This is a genomic window from Ruegeria sp. AB9 (assembly GCF_056542585.1).
Genome location: NZ_JBQGAA010000005.1, coordinates 114379 through 131283 on the forward strand (window position 1 = coordinate 114379; position 16905 = coordinate 131283).

14 protein-coding genes are annotated in these 16905 nt (G+C 56.1%); 7 read left to right on the forward strand and 7 right to left on the reverse strand.

Features of this window, described 5'->3' with window-relative positions:
* Positions 1 to 614: 614 nt before the first annotated feature.
* Positions 615 to 1631 (forward strand): isopenicillin N synthase family dioxygenase, encoded by a 1017-nt coding sequence (locus tag ACR0K5_RS13355; RefSeq protein ID WP_480630142.1) that lies wholly within the window; start codon positions 615 to 617, stop codon positions 1629 to 1631.
* Positions 1632 to 1678: 47 nt separating this feature from the next.
* On the opposite strand, the gene ACR0K5_RS13360 is transcribed toward ACR0K5_RS13355, so the two are convergent.
* The 7 genes from ACR0K5_RS13360 to ACR0K5_RS13390 all read right to left on the reverse strand — a co-directional run bounded on the left by ACR0K5_RS13360 (position 1679) and on the right by ACR0K5_RS13390 (position 9599).
* On the reverse strand, positions 1679 to 3475 hold the full coding sequence (locus ACR0K5_RS13360) for an aminopeptidase P family protein (protein WP_480630143.1): 1797 nt from the start codon (positions 3473 to 3475) through the stop codon (positions 1679 to 1681).
* Positions 3468 to 4466, reverse strand: coding sequence for an ABC transporter ATP-binding protein (locus ACR0K5_RS13365; protein ID WP_480630144.1), 999 nt, complete (start codon positions 4464 to 4466; stop codon positions 3468 to 3470). The genes ACR0K5_RS13360 and ACR0K5_RS13365 overlap by 8 nt, the downstream gene beginning before the upstream one ends.
* Complete coding sequence (locus ACR0K5_RS13370) at positions 4463 to 5455, reverse strand: ABC transporter ATP-binding protein (RefSeq protein WP_480630145.1); 993 nt, start codon at positions 5453 to 5455, stop codon at positions 4463 to 4465. Before ACR0K5_RS13370 ends, ACR0K5_RS13365 begins: the two co-directional genes overlap by 4 nt.
* A 3-nt stretch (positions 5456 to 5458) precedes the next feature.
* On the reverse strand, positions 5459 to 6310 hold the full coding sequence (locus ACR0K5_RS13375) for an ABC transporter permease (protein ID WP_480630146.1): 852 nt from the start codon (positions 6308 to 6310) through the stop codon (positions 5459 to 5461).
* Positions 6307 to 7248, reverse strand: a complete 942-nt coding sequence (locus tag ACR0K5_RS13380; protein WP_480630147.1) for an ABC transporter permease — start codon at positions 7246 to 7248, stop codon at positions 6307 to 6309. Before ACR0K5_RS13380 ends, ACR0K5_RS13375 begins: the two co-directional genes overlap by 4 nt.
* A 58-nt stretch (positions 7249 to 7306) precedes the next feature.
* Positions 7307 to 8890, reverse strand: a complete 1584-nt coding sequence (locus ACR0K5_RS13385; protein WP_480630148.1) for an ABC transporter substrate-binding protein — start codon at positions 8888 to 8890, stop codon at positions 7307 to 7309.
* Positions 8891 to 8987: 97 nt separating this feature from the next.
* Positions 8988 to 9599: a helix-turn-helix domain-containing protein gene (locus tag ACR0K5_RS13390; protein ID WP_480630149.1), complete on the reverse strand. Its 612-nt coding sequence runs from the start codon at positions 9597 to 9599 to the stop codon at positions 8988 to 8990.
* A 435-nt stretch (positions 9600 to 10034) separates the two neighbouring features.
* Here ACR0K5_RS13390 and ACR0K5_RS13395 point away from each other — a divergent pair, with 435 nt between their 5' ends.
* The 6 genes from ACR0K5_RS13395 to ACR0K5_RS13420 all read left to right on the forward strand — a co-directional run bounded on the left by ACR0K5_RS13395 (position 10035) and on the right by ACR0K5_RS13420 (position 16643).
* Complete coding sequence (locus ACR0K5_RS13395) at positions 10035 to 11618, forward strand: ABC transporter substrate-binding protein (protein ID WP_480630150.1); 1584 nt, start codon at positions 10035 to 10037, stop codon at positions 11616 to 11618.
* Positions 11619 to 11686: 68 nt separating this feature from the next.
* The gene (locus ACR0K5_RS13400; RefSeq protein ID WP_480630151.1) at positions 11687 to 12781 is read left to right on the forward strand and encodes a M24 family metallopeptidase; all 1095 of its coding nucleotides are present in this window, start codon (positions 11687 to 11689) and stop codon (positions 12779 to 12781) included.
* On the forward strand, positions 12781 to 13788 hold the full coding sequence (locus tag ACR0K5_RS13405) for an ABC transporter permease subunit (protein ID WP_480630152.1): 1008 nt from the start codon (positions 12781 to 12783) through the stop codon (positions 13786 to 13788). The genes ACR0K5_RS13400 and ACR0K5_RS13405 overlap by 1 nt, the downstream gene beginning before the upstream one ends.
* Entirely contained in the window at positions 13788 to 14690 is a 903-nt protein-coding gene (locus tag ACR0K5_RS13410) for an ABC transporter permease subunit (RefSeq protein ID WP_480630153.1), read from the forward strand. Before ACR0K5_RS13405 ends, ACR0K5_RS13410 begins: the two co-directional genes overlap by 1 nt.
* A gap of 4 nt (positions 14691 to 14694) precedes the next feature.
* Complete coding sequence (locus ACR0K5_RS13415) at positions 14695 to 15672, forward strand: ABC transporter ATP-binding protein (protein WP_480630154.1); 978 nt, start codon at positions 14695 to 14697, stop codon at positions 15670 to 15672.
* Positions 15669 to 16643 carry an ABC transporter ATP-binding protein gene (locus ACR0K5_RS13420; protein ID WP_480630155.1) on the forward strand — a complete coding sequence of 325 codons (975 nt, stop codon included), beginning with the start codon at positions 15669 to 15671 and terminating at the stop codon, positions 16641 to 16643. Before ACR0K5_RS13415 ends, ACR0K5_RS13420 begins: the two co-directional genes overlap by 4 nt.
* Positions 16644 to 16905 lie beyond the last annotated feature (262 nt).

A 16905-nucleotide genomic window follows, 5' to 3' on the forward strand; every position in this document is an offset into this window, starting at 1 on the left:
CTCAGGCAGCACACAAAAAAATTCTGATCAAGCATGATAGCACACGGGGAAGGCCCTGTAACACTCTGCCAACCCTACCCTAACAAAGAAATTGGGTCCACCAGCCCGCATGTATGTCAATCATCGGTCGTACCAACGAAACGCGTAGAGCTTTGCAGGCTGGCTTGGCTTTGTCTTTCGCCCGCACCGGCGAAGCTCATGTGCCCACGGCCCCAAGAGAAATCGACGGCTTTGATCATCCGCCATGACAGGCCCGCCTGATGGCAAGTTTTTGCCACGCCTTGTGAAAAGTCCGCGATGATTGACGCCAGCACCCCAAAAACACGTCGCAGAGAATCCGGTTTGTTTGAAAAAAGCTGAGTGGCAGGCACTTTCTTCAAAGTATTGCGTGCCGCTGAAACACACACCTTCGAATCCTGGCCTGCTCATCAAATGAAGACTGATTTCGGCTCTAGCGTTTCACGCTCCTGGCCCGCGGAACGTGCCCCATTTTGCCGTTGAAACTTCTTGTGGACAGCCGCTGGTTGCGCATTGGCAATCGGTCAGAACCCTCGGACAAAGCCCTTTATCATTCCGCGAGACTTGTGGCAATGCTGTGCACCGGAGGATAGGTGATGGAAACGCTCAGCATCAAAAACAGAAACGCGTCGCGTTTGTCGGCAGGGATCGCTCCAACAGTACCGTTTACCGAAGTTCCGGTGATCAATATCGCCGCACTGCAGGATGGCGATCATGTTTCCAAGCAAGGCGTTGCAGATGCCATCTGGTCTGCCTGCACGCAGGTCGGGTTCTTTTATGTTTCGGACCACGGCGTTGACCAGGATATTCGGATTGGGGCTTTTGCTGCAGCCAAGCGGTTTTTCGATTTGCCAGAGGTGGAAAAACGCAAGGTTTCGATCCGAAACTCTCCGCTGTTGCGTGGCTATGGCGGGTTGTTGGAAGAAAACACCAATCCTGAAAACGATGGCGATCTGCATGAACATTTTGATCTTGCGCTCGACCTGGGCCCCGAGGACCCTGACACTGCAGCAGGCACATACGGGTGTGGCCCCAATCAATGGCCCGATCTCGCTGATTTCCGCGAACCTGTCATGGCCTATCACCGTGAGATGTTGCGTCTAAGCGAAACGCTTTTCCGGGGATTTGCGCTGTCCCTTGACCTACCAGAACAGTATTTCACCCCCCATATCACGAAACCTATCGCAGAACTGCGCCTAGCTCATTACCCTCCCCAGACGCCGATCCATGACCTGGATAAGATCATGGGCATCGGCGCGCATTCTGACTATGACGCTTTCACCATTGTTGCCACCGATGACGTACCCGCGCTTGAAGTGCAGAATTCGGCCGATCAATGGATCGCCGTTCCCCCAATCACAGATACATTTGTCGTGAATGTCGGCGATCTGTTGCAGCGTTGGACGAATGACCTGTTCCGCTCGACGTTTCATCGGGTCGTCAATCGTACCGGTGAGGAACGATACTCACTGCCATTCTTTGCCAGCACGAACCCCTTGACGGAACTGGGCGTGCTGGACAACTGCCAATCCGAAAAGCGCCCACCGCGATATGCGCCGATCAGCGCCGCGGAATACATCGGTACGCTAATGCGCGAATCCTACGGGATTTAAGGACACTCCGAATTTGAAGCCCGAGCGGGTACTCTTATTCCGAACCGCTAAATCTGTGTGCAGGCTACCCTGGCCCATGCCAACGCGTGCGTTGACAATCCGGGGGCGAGGCGATCCAACACATCTGCATGATAAGTGTTCAACCAAGTGCGCTCCGCGTCAGTCAACATTTCTGTCAGCAACATATCGGTCTGAATGGGGCACCATGTCAGGTTCGAAAATGCCATGAAGCCGTCGCTCAGCTGCACAATCTCGAACAGGTTTTCGATCCGAATTCCAAAGTGGTCCGTCTCGTAATACCCGGGCTCTATTGACAGAATCATGCCAGGGGCCAGATCGACCGGATTATACGGTTTGCCGATGCGCTGGGGATGCTCGTGGACAGACAGCCGATGTCCGACGCCGTGGCCTGTGCCGTGGTCATAATCCAACCCAAGATCCCACAACGGGCGTCGGCAGATCGCATCGATATGATGGCCTTGCGTACCCGGTGGAAAGCGAAGTGTCGCGATGGCGTAAAAAGCTTTGAATACCGCTGTGTAGGCCCGATCGTATCCGTCGGGCCTGTTCGATCCGAAGGCAAAGCTTCGCGTGGCATCTGTTGTGCCGGTGTAATACTGCCCGCCTGAATCCAGCAGATATGTGTCTTCGGGACGGATAGGCACCACGTTGTTGTTTTGCGTTGCATAATGACACATCGCGGCATTTCCGGACGCCGCGGATATCGAATTGAAGCTTTGTTCGAGAAATCCCGACCGGCTGCGGCGAAAATCCATCATGGCATTCTCTGCTTCACGTTCCGTGACCGGCGCACCAGTGGCAGCACGGTGTGGAACCTCGGATGTCAGCCAGGCACAGAACTCGACCCAGGCTATACCGTCTTCGACATGGCAGGCCCGCATACCTTCCACTTCAACCGAGTTTTTAAGGGCTTTGCGTGCAGTCAGAAAACTACCTTGCGGAATCGCGACCGCACCGGCTTTCTCGATCATCATTCGGACGGCAATGGGCGAGAAGTCAGGATCGAACAGGACGTTCTGCCCGGGTTTGATCAGGTCTTTCAACCTAGGCAGGAAATCTTCGTGTGCACAGATCCGAACCGTGTTTGGCAAATGGTCCGCGACATCCTGGTTCAGTTTTTGCGAGGCAACAAACCAAAGCACCTGACCGGCCTTGTCTATGACGGCAAAGGACTGTGGCACCGGGTTAAAGGCCACATCCGCCCCACGGACATTCAACAGCCAGGCGACGTTATCCGGCTGTGTTTCAACCATCAGATCCGCATCACTGGCTTCTATCTGCTGCGCCAAATCGCCAATCTTTTCGTGCGCTGACTGGCCAGAGATTTGCGCTGGAAAAGGCTCGACCATCCCTGTTGGGGCTGGTGGCTGGTCCGTCCAAATCGCGTCCACCGGGTTGGTATCTACAGGGACCAGCTGACCCTGATCCAACGTTTGGGTGAACCGGTCAAACAGGACCGGCGGTATATGCATGGGATCAAATCCGACCCTCCAATCAGGCCGGGAAGAATCAGCCAGCCAGTTCTCGGGCAAATCTTTGAAGAGATGATGGTGTGAAAACCGGGGGCCGGGGCATTGGTTGGCCGCCTGAACACTGTATCTTCCATCCACGAATAGCGCGACCGTTTCCATGGTAACGATTGCCAGACCTGCCGATCCTGTAAATCCCGTCACATAGGCAAGGCGTTCGTCATGAGGCGCGACGTATTCCGCCTGATACGCGTCATATCGTGGCAGAATGAACGCATTCAGGCGACGCGACTGCAGTTCGGCCCGCAAAGCCGCGACTATTGGGGCGCGGTTAACATCCGGTGCGTCAAGCATGGGCATTGATCTCTTCAACATGGTGACAAGCGACCTCACCCCGCCCTTTGTACGGCTGCAGGGTGGGTAAACTTGTCTTGCAAGTTTCGGTAGCGTGACGGCAGCGCACGTGGAACGGGCAGCCGGATGGCATATTCAGCGGCGAAGGCAGCTCGCCTTCCAGCTTGACTGCCTGCCCCCGCTCATCAGGGTTCAAAGACGGAGCAGCAGATAACAGCGCCTGACTGTAAGGATGCGAGGGGGCTGAAAACAGGGTTTCACTGTCCCCGATTTCGACAATGCGGCCGAGATAGATCACCGCGACCCGGTTCGATACATGGCGGACCAGACGCAGATCATGGGCGACGAAAAGGATGGTCAGGCCCAGAGTCTCCTGCAGTTCCAAAAGCAGATTGACCACCTGCGCCTGAACCGAGACGTCCAATGCCGAAACCAATTCATCCGCAATCAGAACCTCCGGCTCGACCGCCAGAGCCCGCGCAATCGCAATGCGTTGACGTTGGCCACCGGAGAACTCATGCGGCAGCTTGAATTGCGCATCCTGCGGCAGGCGGACCAGGTCCAGCAGCTCGGCCACGCGGGTGGGAATTTCCGCGTCCGGACGCATCTCGTGCACGCGCAGCGCTTCGCTTAGTATTTGGCCCGTTGTCATTCTGGGATTGAGCGAAGAATACGGATCCTGAAACATCATCTGGACGCGGCGGTTATAGGCGCGATCATTTCGTTGATCGCCGTCAAAGACATTCTGTCCGTCAAAGCGGATTTCGCCCTCGCTGGGTTTGTACAGGCGCACGATGCAACGAGCCAAAGTCGATTTTCCGCACCCGGACTCCCCAACTACGCCCAGCGTTTCACCGCGGATCAGATTCAGACTGACCCCGTTCAGCGCATTGACGACCCGCCCCGGGCGACCAGTGATGAAGTCAGCGGGGCTTCGTCCCAGCGGGAAACGCAAATGCAGATCACGGATTTCCATGACGGTGCCGTTCATGCTGCATTCCCCTGAGACTTGGTAACCGGATTAAAGCAGGCGACCTGACGCCCCTTGGTGATCAGAGACAGGGCGGGACGTTCCTGGCGGCATGGCGCAATGCAGGACGAGCAACGCGGAGCGAAAGCACATCCCGGAGGCAGGGACTCCAGACCGGGGGGCACACCAGGCACGGAGTAAAGCGGCGTTCGGGGCGGCAGGTTTTCCGGTACCGACCGCATCAGGCCCACGGTGTAAGGATGCCGCGGTTCGCGCAGCACGTCGCGCACTGAACCCTGCTCGACGATCCGTCCCGCATACATCACGGCAACGTTGTCACAGGTTTGTGCCACAACGCCTAGATCGTGGGTGACCAGCACAACGCCCATATCCATGTCCTGCGCCAGGCGCAGGATCAGGTCAAGGATCTGCGCCTGAATGGTTACGTCCAGCGCCGTTGTCGGCTCATCTGCCAGTAGAAGCTTGGGGGTTGCCGCCAGCGCGATGGCAATCATCACCCGTTGCCGCATCCCGCCGGAAAACTGATGCGGGTAGTCCTTCAGGCGCTGCGCGGCCGAAGGGATGCCAACCAGATCCAGCATCTCGATGGCGCGATCCCGACGCCCGGCCCGCGACAGATCCGTATGGGCCCGCAGGGTTTCCTCTAACTGCAATCCGACCGTCAGTAGCGGATTGAGTGAAGTCATGGGTTCTTGAAAGATCATCGCGATCTCGCGGCCCTGTATCTGACGCAGGGCGCGATCTGCCATCCCAACCAGATCACGTCCCTGCCACCGCACCTGCCCGGTCACATCTCCGTAGCGGCGCGCCAATCCGATGATGGAACGCAAAGTGACGCTTTTGCCTGATCCACTTTCGCCAACCAGCCCCAGAACCTCTCCCTGTGTGACCGAGAAACTGACGTCTCGCAGCGCGGGCAAGGCGCGGCCATTGCGGTGGAAAGTTGTGTTCAGGCCGTCGACCTGCAGGATCGGTGTGTTTACTTGCATTCCTTATCCTCGCGGCCTCAGCATATCGGCCAACCCATCACCCAACAGAGAAAAGCCCAAACCCGTCAGAACAATAGCCAAACCGGGCATCAGGCTCAGCCACCATGCGGTTGAAATAAAGTTACGCCCTTCTGCGATCAGAACGCCCCATTCGGACTGAGGCGGCTGCGCGCCGAGCCCCAGGTAACCCAGCGACGAGCCTAGCAGGATCACCAGTGCCATGTCAGTCATCCAGTAAACGATCACCGGCGTGATCGCGTTAGGCAGCAGGTGCCGGAAGATGATGCGCCGATCGGAGTAACCCATGACAACACCGGCGGCAGCATAGTCATTGCCCATCTGAGCAATCACCTCGGCGCGCATGAGCCGCGCGTAATAAACCCAGTAAACGACCGAGATGGCGATATACATATTGACCAACCCCGGCCCCAACACCGCAACCACAGCGATGACCAGCACAAGGAACGGAAAAGTAATGACGGCATCAACGATCCGGCCAAAGATCAGATCTGCGATGCCCCGGTAATACCCGACGAGCGCTCCGATGATCACACCAGTCACCAATGCGAAGACCGTGCCAAAAACTGCCATTTGCATGTTTACCTGGTAGGCCCAGATTACGCGCGAAAGACTGTCACGTCCCAACAGGTCGGTGCCGAACGGATGCGCCCAGGACGGCGGTTGGCGGATCGCATTGTAGTCAATCGCATTCGGATCATAGGGCGCAAAGAACCCCGGAAAGATGGCCAGCAAAATCGAAAAACCGATGATCAGCAACCCCGCGACAAACCCCGGTTTGCGTAGAGCCAAACGTAGAAAGGAAGACCGGCTGGTGGCGAAGGTCACATCACTCATTGCAGACGCATCCTCGGGTCAAGGCGGCTTTGGAACAGATCTGTCATCAGAAAGACGAACGAGACCAGCACAGCAAATGTCAGGGTGAGACCCTGGATCAGCGGATAGTCACGGGCAAATATCGCCTCAAGCATCAGTCGTCCCATGCCGGGTACGGCGAAGACGGTTTCCGTGACCAAAGTCCCGCTCATCAGATTGCCGATAGACAAGCCCAGCAGCGTGACCGTCGAGATCAGCGCATTGCGCAGCACGTGCCGCCCGAGGATCAGGCGCGAAGGCAGCCCTTTGGCGCGGGCGAACTGGACATATTCCGCGTCCAGCACTTCAATTATCGCGCTGCGCAGGTTCCGCATGATAATAGCCGACGTGTAAAGCGCCACGGTGACAGACGGCAGAAACAGGTGATAGAGTTTCTCGCTGAACGTATCTCCGTACCCTCCTACCGGGAACAAGCGCAATTGAGCCGCCAGAAACGTCAGCAAAACCAGACCGATGTAGAACACCGGCATGGACAATCCGATTTGGAAAATGGTGCGGATCACCGCATCTGGCCAACGCCCGCGATTTAGTGCGGCGACGAAGGCCAGCGGCCCGGCAATCAACAGCGACAGAACCACTGAATAGACTGTCAGGAATACTGTGATCGGCAAGCGGTCGGCGATGACATCCATCACATCTGTCCGCATCAGGATCGAGCGTCCAAGATCACCTTGAAGCGTGTTGGAAAGAAACAGCCAGAACTGGACCAGCATCGGCTCGGTCAATCCCAGCCGTTCCCGGATTGCCTGTATATCAGCATCCGAAGCACGGTCACCCGCCATCGCAATTGCCGGATCGCCGGGCAACAGACGCACCAGCAGGAAGATGATGACCATGACCAGAAAGAAGGTCGGCACCATCATCAACAGGCGCTTAAAGATATAGTTCAGACTGGACACAACCGCACTCCGCAAAAGGCCCCGCCGCCAGGGTGCGGCGAGGCAAGGGCATCAGCTCTTAACGGCTGACTGTTGCTTCATCGAAGATGTTATTACCCAAGGGCGTCTGAACATAGCCTTGGACCGCAGTTCCAAGCGCCACTGCAAACGGGGTCTCATACATAAACAGCAACGGGGCTGCCTCGGCATAGAGTTCCTGCATTTTGGCGAATTTGGCCTTGCGGGCTTCTGGGTCCATTTCTTTTGCAGCTTCTTCGAATAGGGTGTTGAACTCGGTGTTCTCCCATCCGGTGCCAACAGCTTTGGCTGTGGGCGTGTAGCCCAGCCAGCCAACAACCTGACTGGGGTCATTCACATCGTTTACCCAGCCGTAGGTGTGGATATCGAATTCACCCGAACGGTTTTTCGCCCCTCGTGTGGCACCATCTACCTGCTCGACAACCAGCTCGATACCCAGCGGAGCCCACATCTGTTGTAGTGCTGCAAAGATTGTGGAGTCATCTGCGGAACCTGCCAGCGTGGTCAATGTGACCTCGGTCCCCGCTTCCAACCCGGCCTCGGCAATCAGCGCCTTGGCCTTGTCCAAGTCATAGGAGTACAGAGGGCTCAGGTCGGCGGCATATTGGGTGGCCTTTGCCATCAACGGCGAGCTCATCGGCTGACCGGCCCCATGCAAGACAACGCCGATCAGAGCATCTTTGTTGGTGGCATAGTTCAATGCCTGCCTGACACGAGCCTCGGCCAGGGGATTGGGCGATCCATCGGCACGGGTGTCACGCGTGTTGATCGGCGAATAGATGATCCGCGTCGAAGGATAGAGCTGCATGTTGATATTCGAGTCCGCTTCCAGCTCGGCGACACGACTAAAGGGGATAAACTCGGCTGCATCCACCTCTCCGGCTTGCAGGCTCAGGATTCTGGTGGCGTCATCCGGGATGATCTCGAAATGCACGCCATCCAGATAAGGCAGCGGTTTACCATCAGCACCCACGCGCCAGTAGTTTTCGTTGGCGCAAAAGTCCATTGAAGCCCCCTGCTCAAACCCGCATAGGTAGAACGGGCCCGAACCAACCCCGGCGGATGTCGAGGCAAAAATAGCTGCAGATTTGTCCTGATCCGTTTCTCCGGCAGCTGCCTCAAAGGCGGCTTTGGAAACGATGGCCGTGTTGAACGTGGCCAGCATCGACAGGATTGTCGGATCAGGGTCTTTCAAGGCAATCGTGATCGCGTTTCCATCGGCCGAGACGCTGTCAATCGACCCCAGCAGGCCAGCCCAGGGGCTAAGGTCCGGGTTCCGCGCCCGGTCGAGTGAAAACACTACGTCTTCGCCGGTCATGGGCGAGCCATCGGCAAACAGAACGCCTTCACGCAGGGTCAGTGCAACCGATTTGCCGTCCTCTGAAACGGAGAATGCCTCTGCCAGACCAGGCTCGACAGAATTCCCGTCTGCGCTGCCGCGCAACAATGTGTCGAACAGACTTCCCACCATCCAGATGTCGGGGTTTCGATCGGCATAGATCGGGTCAATCAGCCTTGACCCATCATAACGGGCGAAGTTCAGCGTTCCGCCCCTTTCTTGCGCCAGCGCCGGAACAGCCAATGTTGTGGCCAGAACCAGTCCCAGTACCGATTTCAGTTGCATTCTCTTCTCCTCCCGCAAAAGCACATGCTTCATGCAACGGGAGAGTAACCATTTTTTTACAATACTAAAGTTTTTTTTAGTAAAAGAGAAAAATTTTTTACGCCTCCGCTGCCTGATCTAGGGCATTGTTCATAGGTGAAGTGGTCACCCACAGCTCAACCGCCTCGGTTTCACCAAGCACTACCGAATAATGCCGTGTGGAAGTGTCGTGATGAATCACATCACCTGAAGACAGAACGAAGACCTGATCCCCGAGATGGTATTCCAACTGCCCGGACAAAAGGTAGCAAAAGGCTTCACCCGTGTGGCACATCTTTTCGGAAACATGCCCCGGCGGGCGATGGACGATCTGGGGGTGAAACAATGCGCCGGCAAATCCCGGCCCCAGCTTTTCATAGTACCGACCGCGCGTTCCCAGCGAATATGTTTGCCGACTGTCACGGGCTACATATTGGGAAAATACCTCTGGGACACTCAACAATTGTTCGATGCTTGTTTGCAGGGCAGCCGCAATAGCCATCAAAGACGTCAATGACGGCGAACTCAGCCCACGTTCAACTTGCGACAAGAACCCAGTTGTCAGATCCGCGGACTTGGCTACCTGATCCAGCGTTTTCCCCATCGCTTTCCGACGCCTGCGGATGGCTTTCCCTAACTCGGTCGGCTTACCTTTGTGTCTGGCTTTGACGCTTTCGGTCGGGGATTGCATTCGCGGTCTCCTGAGGTTCTGACAGTGCAAACCATTCAATAGAACTATTTCATGAAGATCAAAATTTATTTTGGTCATGCTAAAATTCTTTAACAGATCCAACTGCGGCGAACTCGAAGGGAAACGGGTTCCGAGATCTGCACTGAGGAAAACAATCGAGAATCCCAACGCTGTTTCAACGCTGCATTAAAAGGAAGTGACAGGAGTAAGTCGTGCTGGGCGAGCGAGAACAAATGAAGCGGGTTCAACCGCTTCAATCCAGATCTCACTGCGGATGCACCCTTTATAGTGGCCGACAACAGACACTGTTGACATTAGATTTTGTATTTTGGATACATTGGTCAGAGGGATCGCGATGACCTGTGCTGTCACTGAACGCTCTGACGACAAAGAGCCCTGCGATTGTCTTGAAAAGTCCTTTTCTGGGAGAAAATCATGAAACTCAAACTTCTGGCCGCAACCACTGCGATTACCCTGACGGGTGCCGTGGCGCAGGCAAACACTCTGGTTTATTGTTCCGAAGGCTCGCCCGAAGGGTTCGATCCTGCACTGTACACTGCAGGAACAACCTTTGATGCGTCTTCACATCCGATCTATAATCGGTTGCTGGAATTTGAAACCGGCACAACCAATGTGGTCCCCGGCTTGGCCGAGAGTGTCGAGGCCAGCGATGATGGTCTGGAGTACACCTTCAAGTTGCGTCAGGGTGTCAAGTTCCATTCGAACGACGAATTTACTCCAACCCGCGACTTCAATGCGGATGACGTAATCTTCTCATTCATGCGTCAGAAAGACGAAAACCACCCTTATCATCAGGTTTCAGGCGGAACCTGGGAGTATTTCCAGGGTATGGGTATGCCTGATCTGGTCGAGTCCATCGAAAAAATTGACGACTACACGGTGAAATTCACCCTGTCCAAACCAGAAGCACCGTTTGTCGCCAATATGGCGATGGACTTCGCCTCGATCGTTTCGGCGGAGTATGCCAATGCAATGATGGAAGCTGGTACACCTGAAAAACTGAACACAGCACCTATTGGTACCGGACCATTCTCATTCGTGGCTTATCAGAAAGACGCGGTGATCCGTTACGCGGCTAATGGCGAGTATTGGACAGACCCGGCGCAGGTTGACAACCTGATCTTTGCCATCACACCGGATGCGTCTGTGCGCTACCAAAAGCTGAAAGCTGGTGAATGTCATGTGATGCCCTATCCGAATCCCGCCGACATTCAGGCAATGAAGGATGATGCGGACATCAACATGATGGAACAAGAGGGCCTGAACGTCGGTTATCTGGCCTACAACACCACCATGGCGCCGTTCGACAATCCGAAGGTGCGCAAAGCGCTGAACATGGCGATCGACAAGCAGGCGATCATCGACGTGGTCTTCCAGGGTTCGGGCCAGGCTGCCAAGAACCCGATCCCGCCCACCATGTGGAGCTATAATGAAGCCATCGAGGACGATCCTTATGATCCCGAAGCCGCCAAAGCGATGCTTGAGGCCGAAGGTGTTTCGGACCTGTCTATGAAGATCTGGGCAATGCCTGTACAGCGCCCCTACAACCCCAATGCCCGTCGTATGGCCGAACTGATCCAGGCCGACTTCGCCAAGGTCGGTGTGGGCGTCGAAGTCGTCTCTTACGAATGGGGTGAATACCTGTCACGCTCGAAAGAACTGAACCGGGATGGTGCTGTTCTGCTGGGCTGGACCGGAGATAACGGTGACCCGGACAACTTCCTGGCGGTCTTGCTGGGCTGCGACGGGGTCGAAGCATCGAACCGTGCACAATGGTGTCACCAGCCGTTCGAGGATTTGATCCTGAAAGCCAAGCAAAGCACGGATCAGGCCGAGCGGACCAAACTGTATGAAGAAGCGCAGGCCGTCTTCAAAGAACAGGCTCCGTGGGCAACCATTGCACACTCGGTTGTTTACATGCCGATGAGCAACAAGGTGCAGGGCTATAAAGTGCACCCGCTGGGCGGCCACATCTTCTATGGTGTGAGCGTCGAATAAGCCACCACTCACCGACCGGAGCCACCAGATTGGTGGCTCCGGCTTTCTTATTGAGGAGGTCGGCCTGAATGCCGGACTTGTCCGAATACCGCCAACTGGCAATGGATATGTCAGTGGACGCCGTGGCCCTAGTGCCCGGTCCGAATTTCACCCGTGCTTTGGGGAAAGCCTTCATGAGCCACGAACGCCCTTTCGTCGTGGTGATTCCGGCCCAAGGAGACCCGGCCGCGATTGTGCCCAATCTGGAACTTGCTTCTTGGGATCTGGTTGGATTTGAGGGAGCCGTTTTCGACTGGCGCGATCAGACCGGCTATGACGACGCCTTTTCTGCGCTGGCTGCCCACACACCAATCAAAACGCTTGCTGTCGAGGGTCAGGTGATGCGGGTTTTTGTGTCGGCAGCGTTTACCCGCGCAATGCCGAATCTGCGGATTGTAGACGGCGAGCGCGAAATCTCAGGCCTTCGTATCATCAAAACCGACGACGATATCGCCGCGCTGCAAGCGGCCATCGATACCTCGGAACGAGCGCTGGAGCGTGTGATTGCTGATGTACGTGTGGGTCAGACTGAAAAACAGGTCGAGCAGGCACTGATACAGGCACTTTTCGCAGAAGGCGCAGAATCGCTGGCCTTTTCGCCCATTGTGGCAGCGGGGGACAATTCAGCGCGACCGCACGGAAAGGCGCGCACTGGCTACCAAATCCAGGCAGGCGACGCGTTGCTTTTCGACTTCGGTGCACGCAAACATGGTTTTGCAGCCGACATCACGCGGACATTTTTTGTTCAGGACGTCTCGGACGAAGGCAGCGAGGTCTACGACACCGTTTTGCGCGCCAACAAAGTCGGATTCGAAGCCTGTCGTCCGGGTGTTACGGCCCATGACATCGACGACGCAGTCATAAGCGTGCTCGAGGCGTCGCCCTTTGCGGATCGTATCCGAACCAAAACAGGTCACGGGCTGGGCCGGGATGTGCATGAGGCACCGTATATAATGCGCGGGAACAATCAGAAAATCCTGCCGGGCATGGTCTGGACAAACGAGCCTGGTCTGTATGAGTTGGACAAGTTCGGCGTTCGCATCGAAGATGACGTGCTTGTTACAGAGGATGGCTGTCGGTCTCTGACCCGCTTTCCCAAAGAGCTTACAATCATAGGTCGCTGATGTTTGGCTACTTCCTTACCCGCCTTGGCCTGTTCATTCCGACATTTCTGGGGGTGACGCTGATCTCTTTCATGTTCATCCGGGTGTTGCCGGGCGATCCGATCATCGTGATGGCCGGCGAACGTGGCATGACAGAAGAACGCTATCAGGAAATGGTCGAAAAGCTGGGCTTCGACAAACCGGTGTTGCAGCAATATTGGGAATATCTCACTGGAGTGCTTCAAGGCGATCTGGGCGAAAGCTTTGTCACCAGGAAACCCGTTTGGGACGAGTTCTTTTCGCTGTTCCCTGCAACGCTGGAGCTGTCTCTGTGCGCCATGATCTTTGCTGTTGCCCTTGGTCTGCCCGCAGGCGTGATCGCAGCGGTAAACCGCGGTAAGTTTTTTGATCGGGCGTTGATGTCTTCAGCCTTGGTCGGGTACTCGATGCCGATTTTCTGGTGGGCGCTGCTGTTGATCATCGTGTTCTCGGGCAATCTGGGCTGGACGCCAGTCTCGGGCCGGATCGACCTGTTGTATTACTTTCCAAGCGTCACGGGCTTTATGCTGATCGACAGCCTGCTATCGGGTCAGGAAGGAGCATTCGGATCAGCCGTGCGCCACCTGATATTGCCGACGATTGTGCTGGGTACTATTCCGCTGGCAGTTATCGCGCGCCAGACCCGGTCGGCGATGCTGGAAGTTCTGGGCGAAGATTACATCCGCACCGCACGCGCCAAGGGTTTGTCGCCAACGCGGATCAATGGGTTGCACGCGCTGCGTAATGCGCTGATTCCGGTTGTCACGGTGATCGGCCTGTCAGTGGGTACTTTGCTGGCAGGGGCCATCCTGACCGAAACCATCTTCAGCTGGCCGGGCATAGGAAAGTGGATGGTCGATAGCATCTTCCGCCGCGATTACCCGGTTGTTCAGGGCGGTTTGCTGATGATCGCGGTGATCGTGATGCTGGTGAACCTGCTGGTTGATGTCCTCTACGGCATCATTAACCCCAAAATTCGGAGGCGGTGATGGCCGAACTTTCCGCAACCCCGCCCAAAACGGATGATCGCCCCAGCGCTCTGCGAGAGTTCTGGTATTACTTCAGCGAAAATCGCGGCGCCGTCATTGGGCTGTGGGTCTTTGCCGTCTTTGTGTTCTGCGCAGCATTTGCGCCCTTTCTGGCCCCGTACGACCCGACTGAACAATTCCGCGACCACATCCTGCAACCGCCTGCCTGGCAGGAGGGCGGAAGCTGGGCTTTCCCCTTGGGTACTGACCCGCTGGGCCGGGATATGCTGTCACGCCTGATCATGGGCTCACGCTATTCCTTTTTCGTCGGGATCGTCGTCGTCTGTGTGGCCGTTTCGGGCGGTGTGATGGTTGGCCTGATATCGGGTTTTGCCCCAAAATGGGTCGATACGCTGATCATGCGAGTGATGGATATCATTCTGGCCTTTCCGTCGCTGCTGCTGGCGCTGGTTCTGGTCGCCATCCTTGGCCCGTCGCTCACAAACGCGATGATCGCCATCGCCATCGTATTCCAGCCCCATTACGTGCGCCTGACCCGCGCATCGGTTCTGGCGGAGCGTCAGAAGGACTATGTAACTTCGGCGCGGGTGGCAGGAGCAGGCCGGTCACGGCTTATGTTCATCACCGTGTTGCCTAATTGTCTGGCACCGATCATCGTACAAGCTGCGCTGTCCTTCTCGACAGCGATTTTGGACGCAGCTGCGTTGGGCTTTCTGGGCATGGGCGCGCAGCCGCCCACGCCGGAATGGGGTACCATGCTGGCTGAAGCGCGCGAATTCATACTGCGCGCCTGGTGGGTCGTTACCTTCCCCGGTCTGGCGATCCTTGTCACCGTACTTGCCATCAACCTGATGGGCGACGGCCTGCGCGATGCGCTGGACCCGAAACTGAAACGGAGCTGATCGCATGAGTCTTCTGCAGATCCGCAACCTGACTGTTGAATTCGCGACCGCCTCGGGCAAGTTCCGTGCCGTGGATGGCGTCGATCTGTCGGTCAACAAGGGTGAGCTGCTGGCCATCGTGGGCGAAAGCGGCTCGGGCAAGTCGGTGTCGATGCTGGCGCTGATGGGGTTGTTGCCCTGGACCGCGACGATCACCGCTGACGAGATGAGCTTTGAGGGGCGTGATCTGGCCGGAATCTCGGCCCGCGAACGTCGTAAAATCATCGGCAAGGACATGGCGATGATCTTTCAGGAGCCGATGTCGTCGCTGAACCCCTGTTTCACAGTGGGTTTCCAGATCAAAGAAGCCCTGCGCATCCATCTTGGCCTTAACCGAAAGGATCGTCATGACCGCGCAGTAGAACTGTTTGATCAGGTCGGCATCCCTGCACCGGAAAGCCGCCTGAACACCTTTCCGCATCAGATGTCGGGGGGCATGAACCAGCGGGTTATGATCGCGATGGCCATTGCCTGCAAGCCCAAGCTGCTGATTGCAGACGAACCTACCACAGCGCTGGACGTAACCATTCAGGCGCAGATACTCGACCTGCTGGTTCGGTTGCGGGATGAGCACGATATGGGACTTGTGCTGATCACCCATGACATGGGGGTGGTGGCCGAAACTGCCGAACGGGTTCAGGTGCAATATGCCGGACAAAAAGTCGAAGAGCAGCCCGTGGGGGATCTGTTCCGCACGCCGCGCCATCCTTATACATCGGCATTGTTGAGTGCATTGCCTGAGCGCGCGACCTCAAAAATCCTTCCGACAATTCCTGGCGTGGTGCCGGGGCAATTCGATCGCCCCAAAGGGTGCCTGTTCAGCCCGCGATGCCGGTTTGCCGATGCAACCTGTACTGAAAAACCGCCGACTCCTCATGCCGAGGCCTTTGGCAAAGCACGTTGCCACCACGTTGAAAAAATTGCAGCCGGAGAACTGGCATGACCGACCCCATCGTTCAGGCAAAAGACCTGGCCCGGTTTTACACGGTAAAGGGCGGGTTGCTGTCAAAATCAGCGACGGTAAAGGCCCTTTCCGGGGTGGATTTCGATCTGAAACCCGGAAAGACGCTGGCCATTGTCGGAGAGTCCGGTTGCGGTAAGTCAACGCTGGCGCGATTGGTCACAATGATTGAAGAGCCGACGGCTGGCAGCCTGACAATTGACGGCGTCGACATAACTCCATCACAGTGGAGCAAGATGCGAGAGACGGTGCAGATTGTGTTCCAGGATCCTTACGGATCGTTAAACCCGCGCCAACGCATCGGCCAAATTCTGCAGGAACCGCTGATCATCAACCGTCCGGACATGTCCGCTGCCGACCGCGAGACACAAGCGCGCGACATGATCGAGATGGTTGGATTGCGTCCTGAACACTATGACCGCTATCCACATATGTTTTCTGGCGGGCAGCGGCAGCGGATCGCCATCGCACGTGCGCTGATGCTGAATCCCAAAGTTCTGGTTCTGGATGAGCCGGTTTCAGCACTCGACGTCTCGATCCAGTCGCAGATCCTGAACCTGCTTGTGGATTTACAGGAACGGCTTAACCTCGCCTATCTGTTCATATCGCATGATCTTTCGGTGGTTCGGCATTTCGCCGACGACGTGATTGTCATGTATCTGGGCCGTGCCGTCGAAAAAGCGCCCAAAGAGCTATTGTTCGCTGCACCGCGTCACCCCTATTCCAAAGCACTGTTGTCCACGACGCCCCGTGCCGATCCCACAGCCCGAAAAGAGCGGATCAAGCTTGAGGGCGAATTGCCTTCGCCAATGAGTATTCCAAAAGGGTGCGCTTTTGCGAAAAGATGTTGGTTGGCGACTGATCAGTGCAGAGCAACACTGCCTGAACTAGACGGCCAAACGCATCAGGTCGCCTGCCTGCACCCGCTAACCGATTCAATCGCAAGCTCTTGAAAACGTGCACTCAGAGTTGACGCGCATAGGTCTCAAATTCCGTATCTCAAGCATGATCTTCCATTGATCAGGATAGGACACACCGTTTCGCGCTTAAGAAAACGACAAACCAAATTATACCAGTTGGCCTATGTGCGCGACTGAAAGGAAAAACAATCTTGCTTTCACCTGCACAATGTTATCCGACCATCAGGCACGCACCTCACGGACGCCGAAGCTAAAAAACTCGCGACAAACCTTAAATGTCAGTCTTCCGTATGGA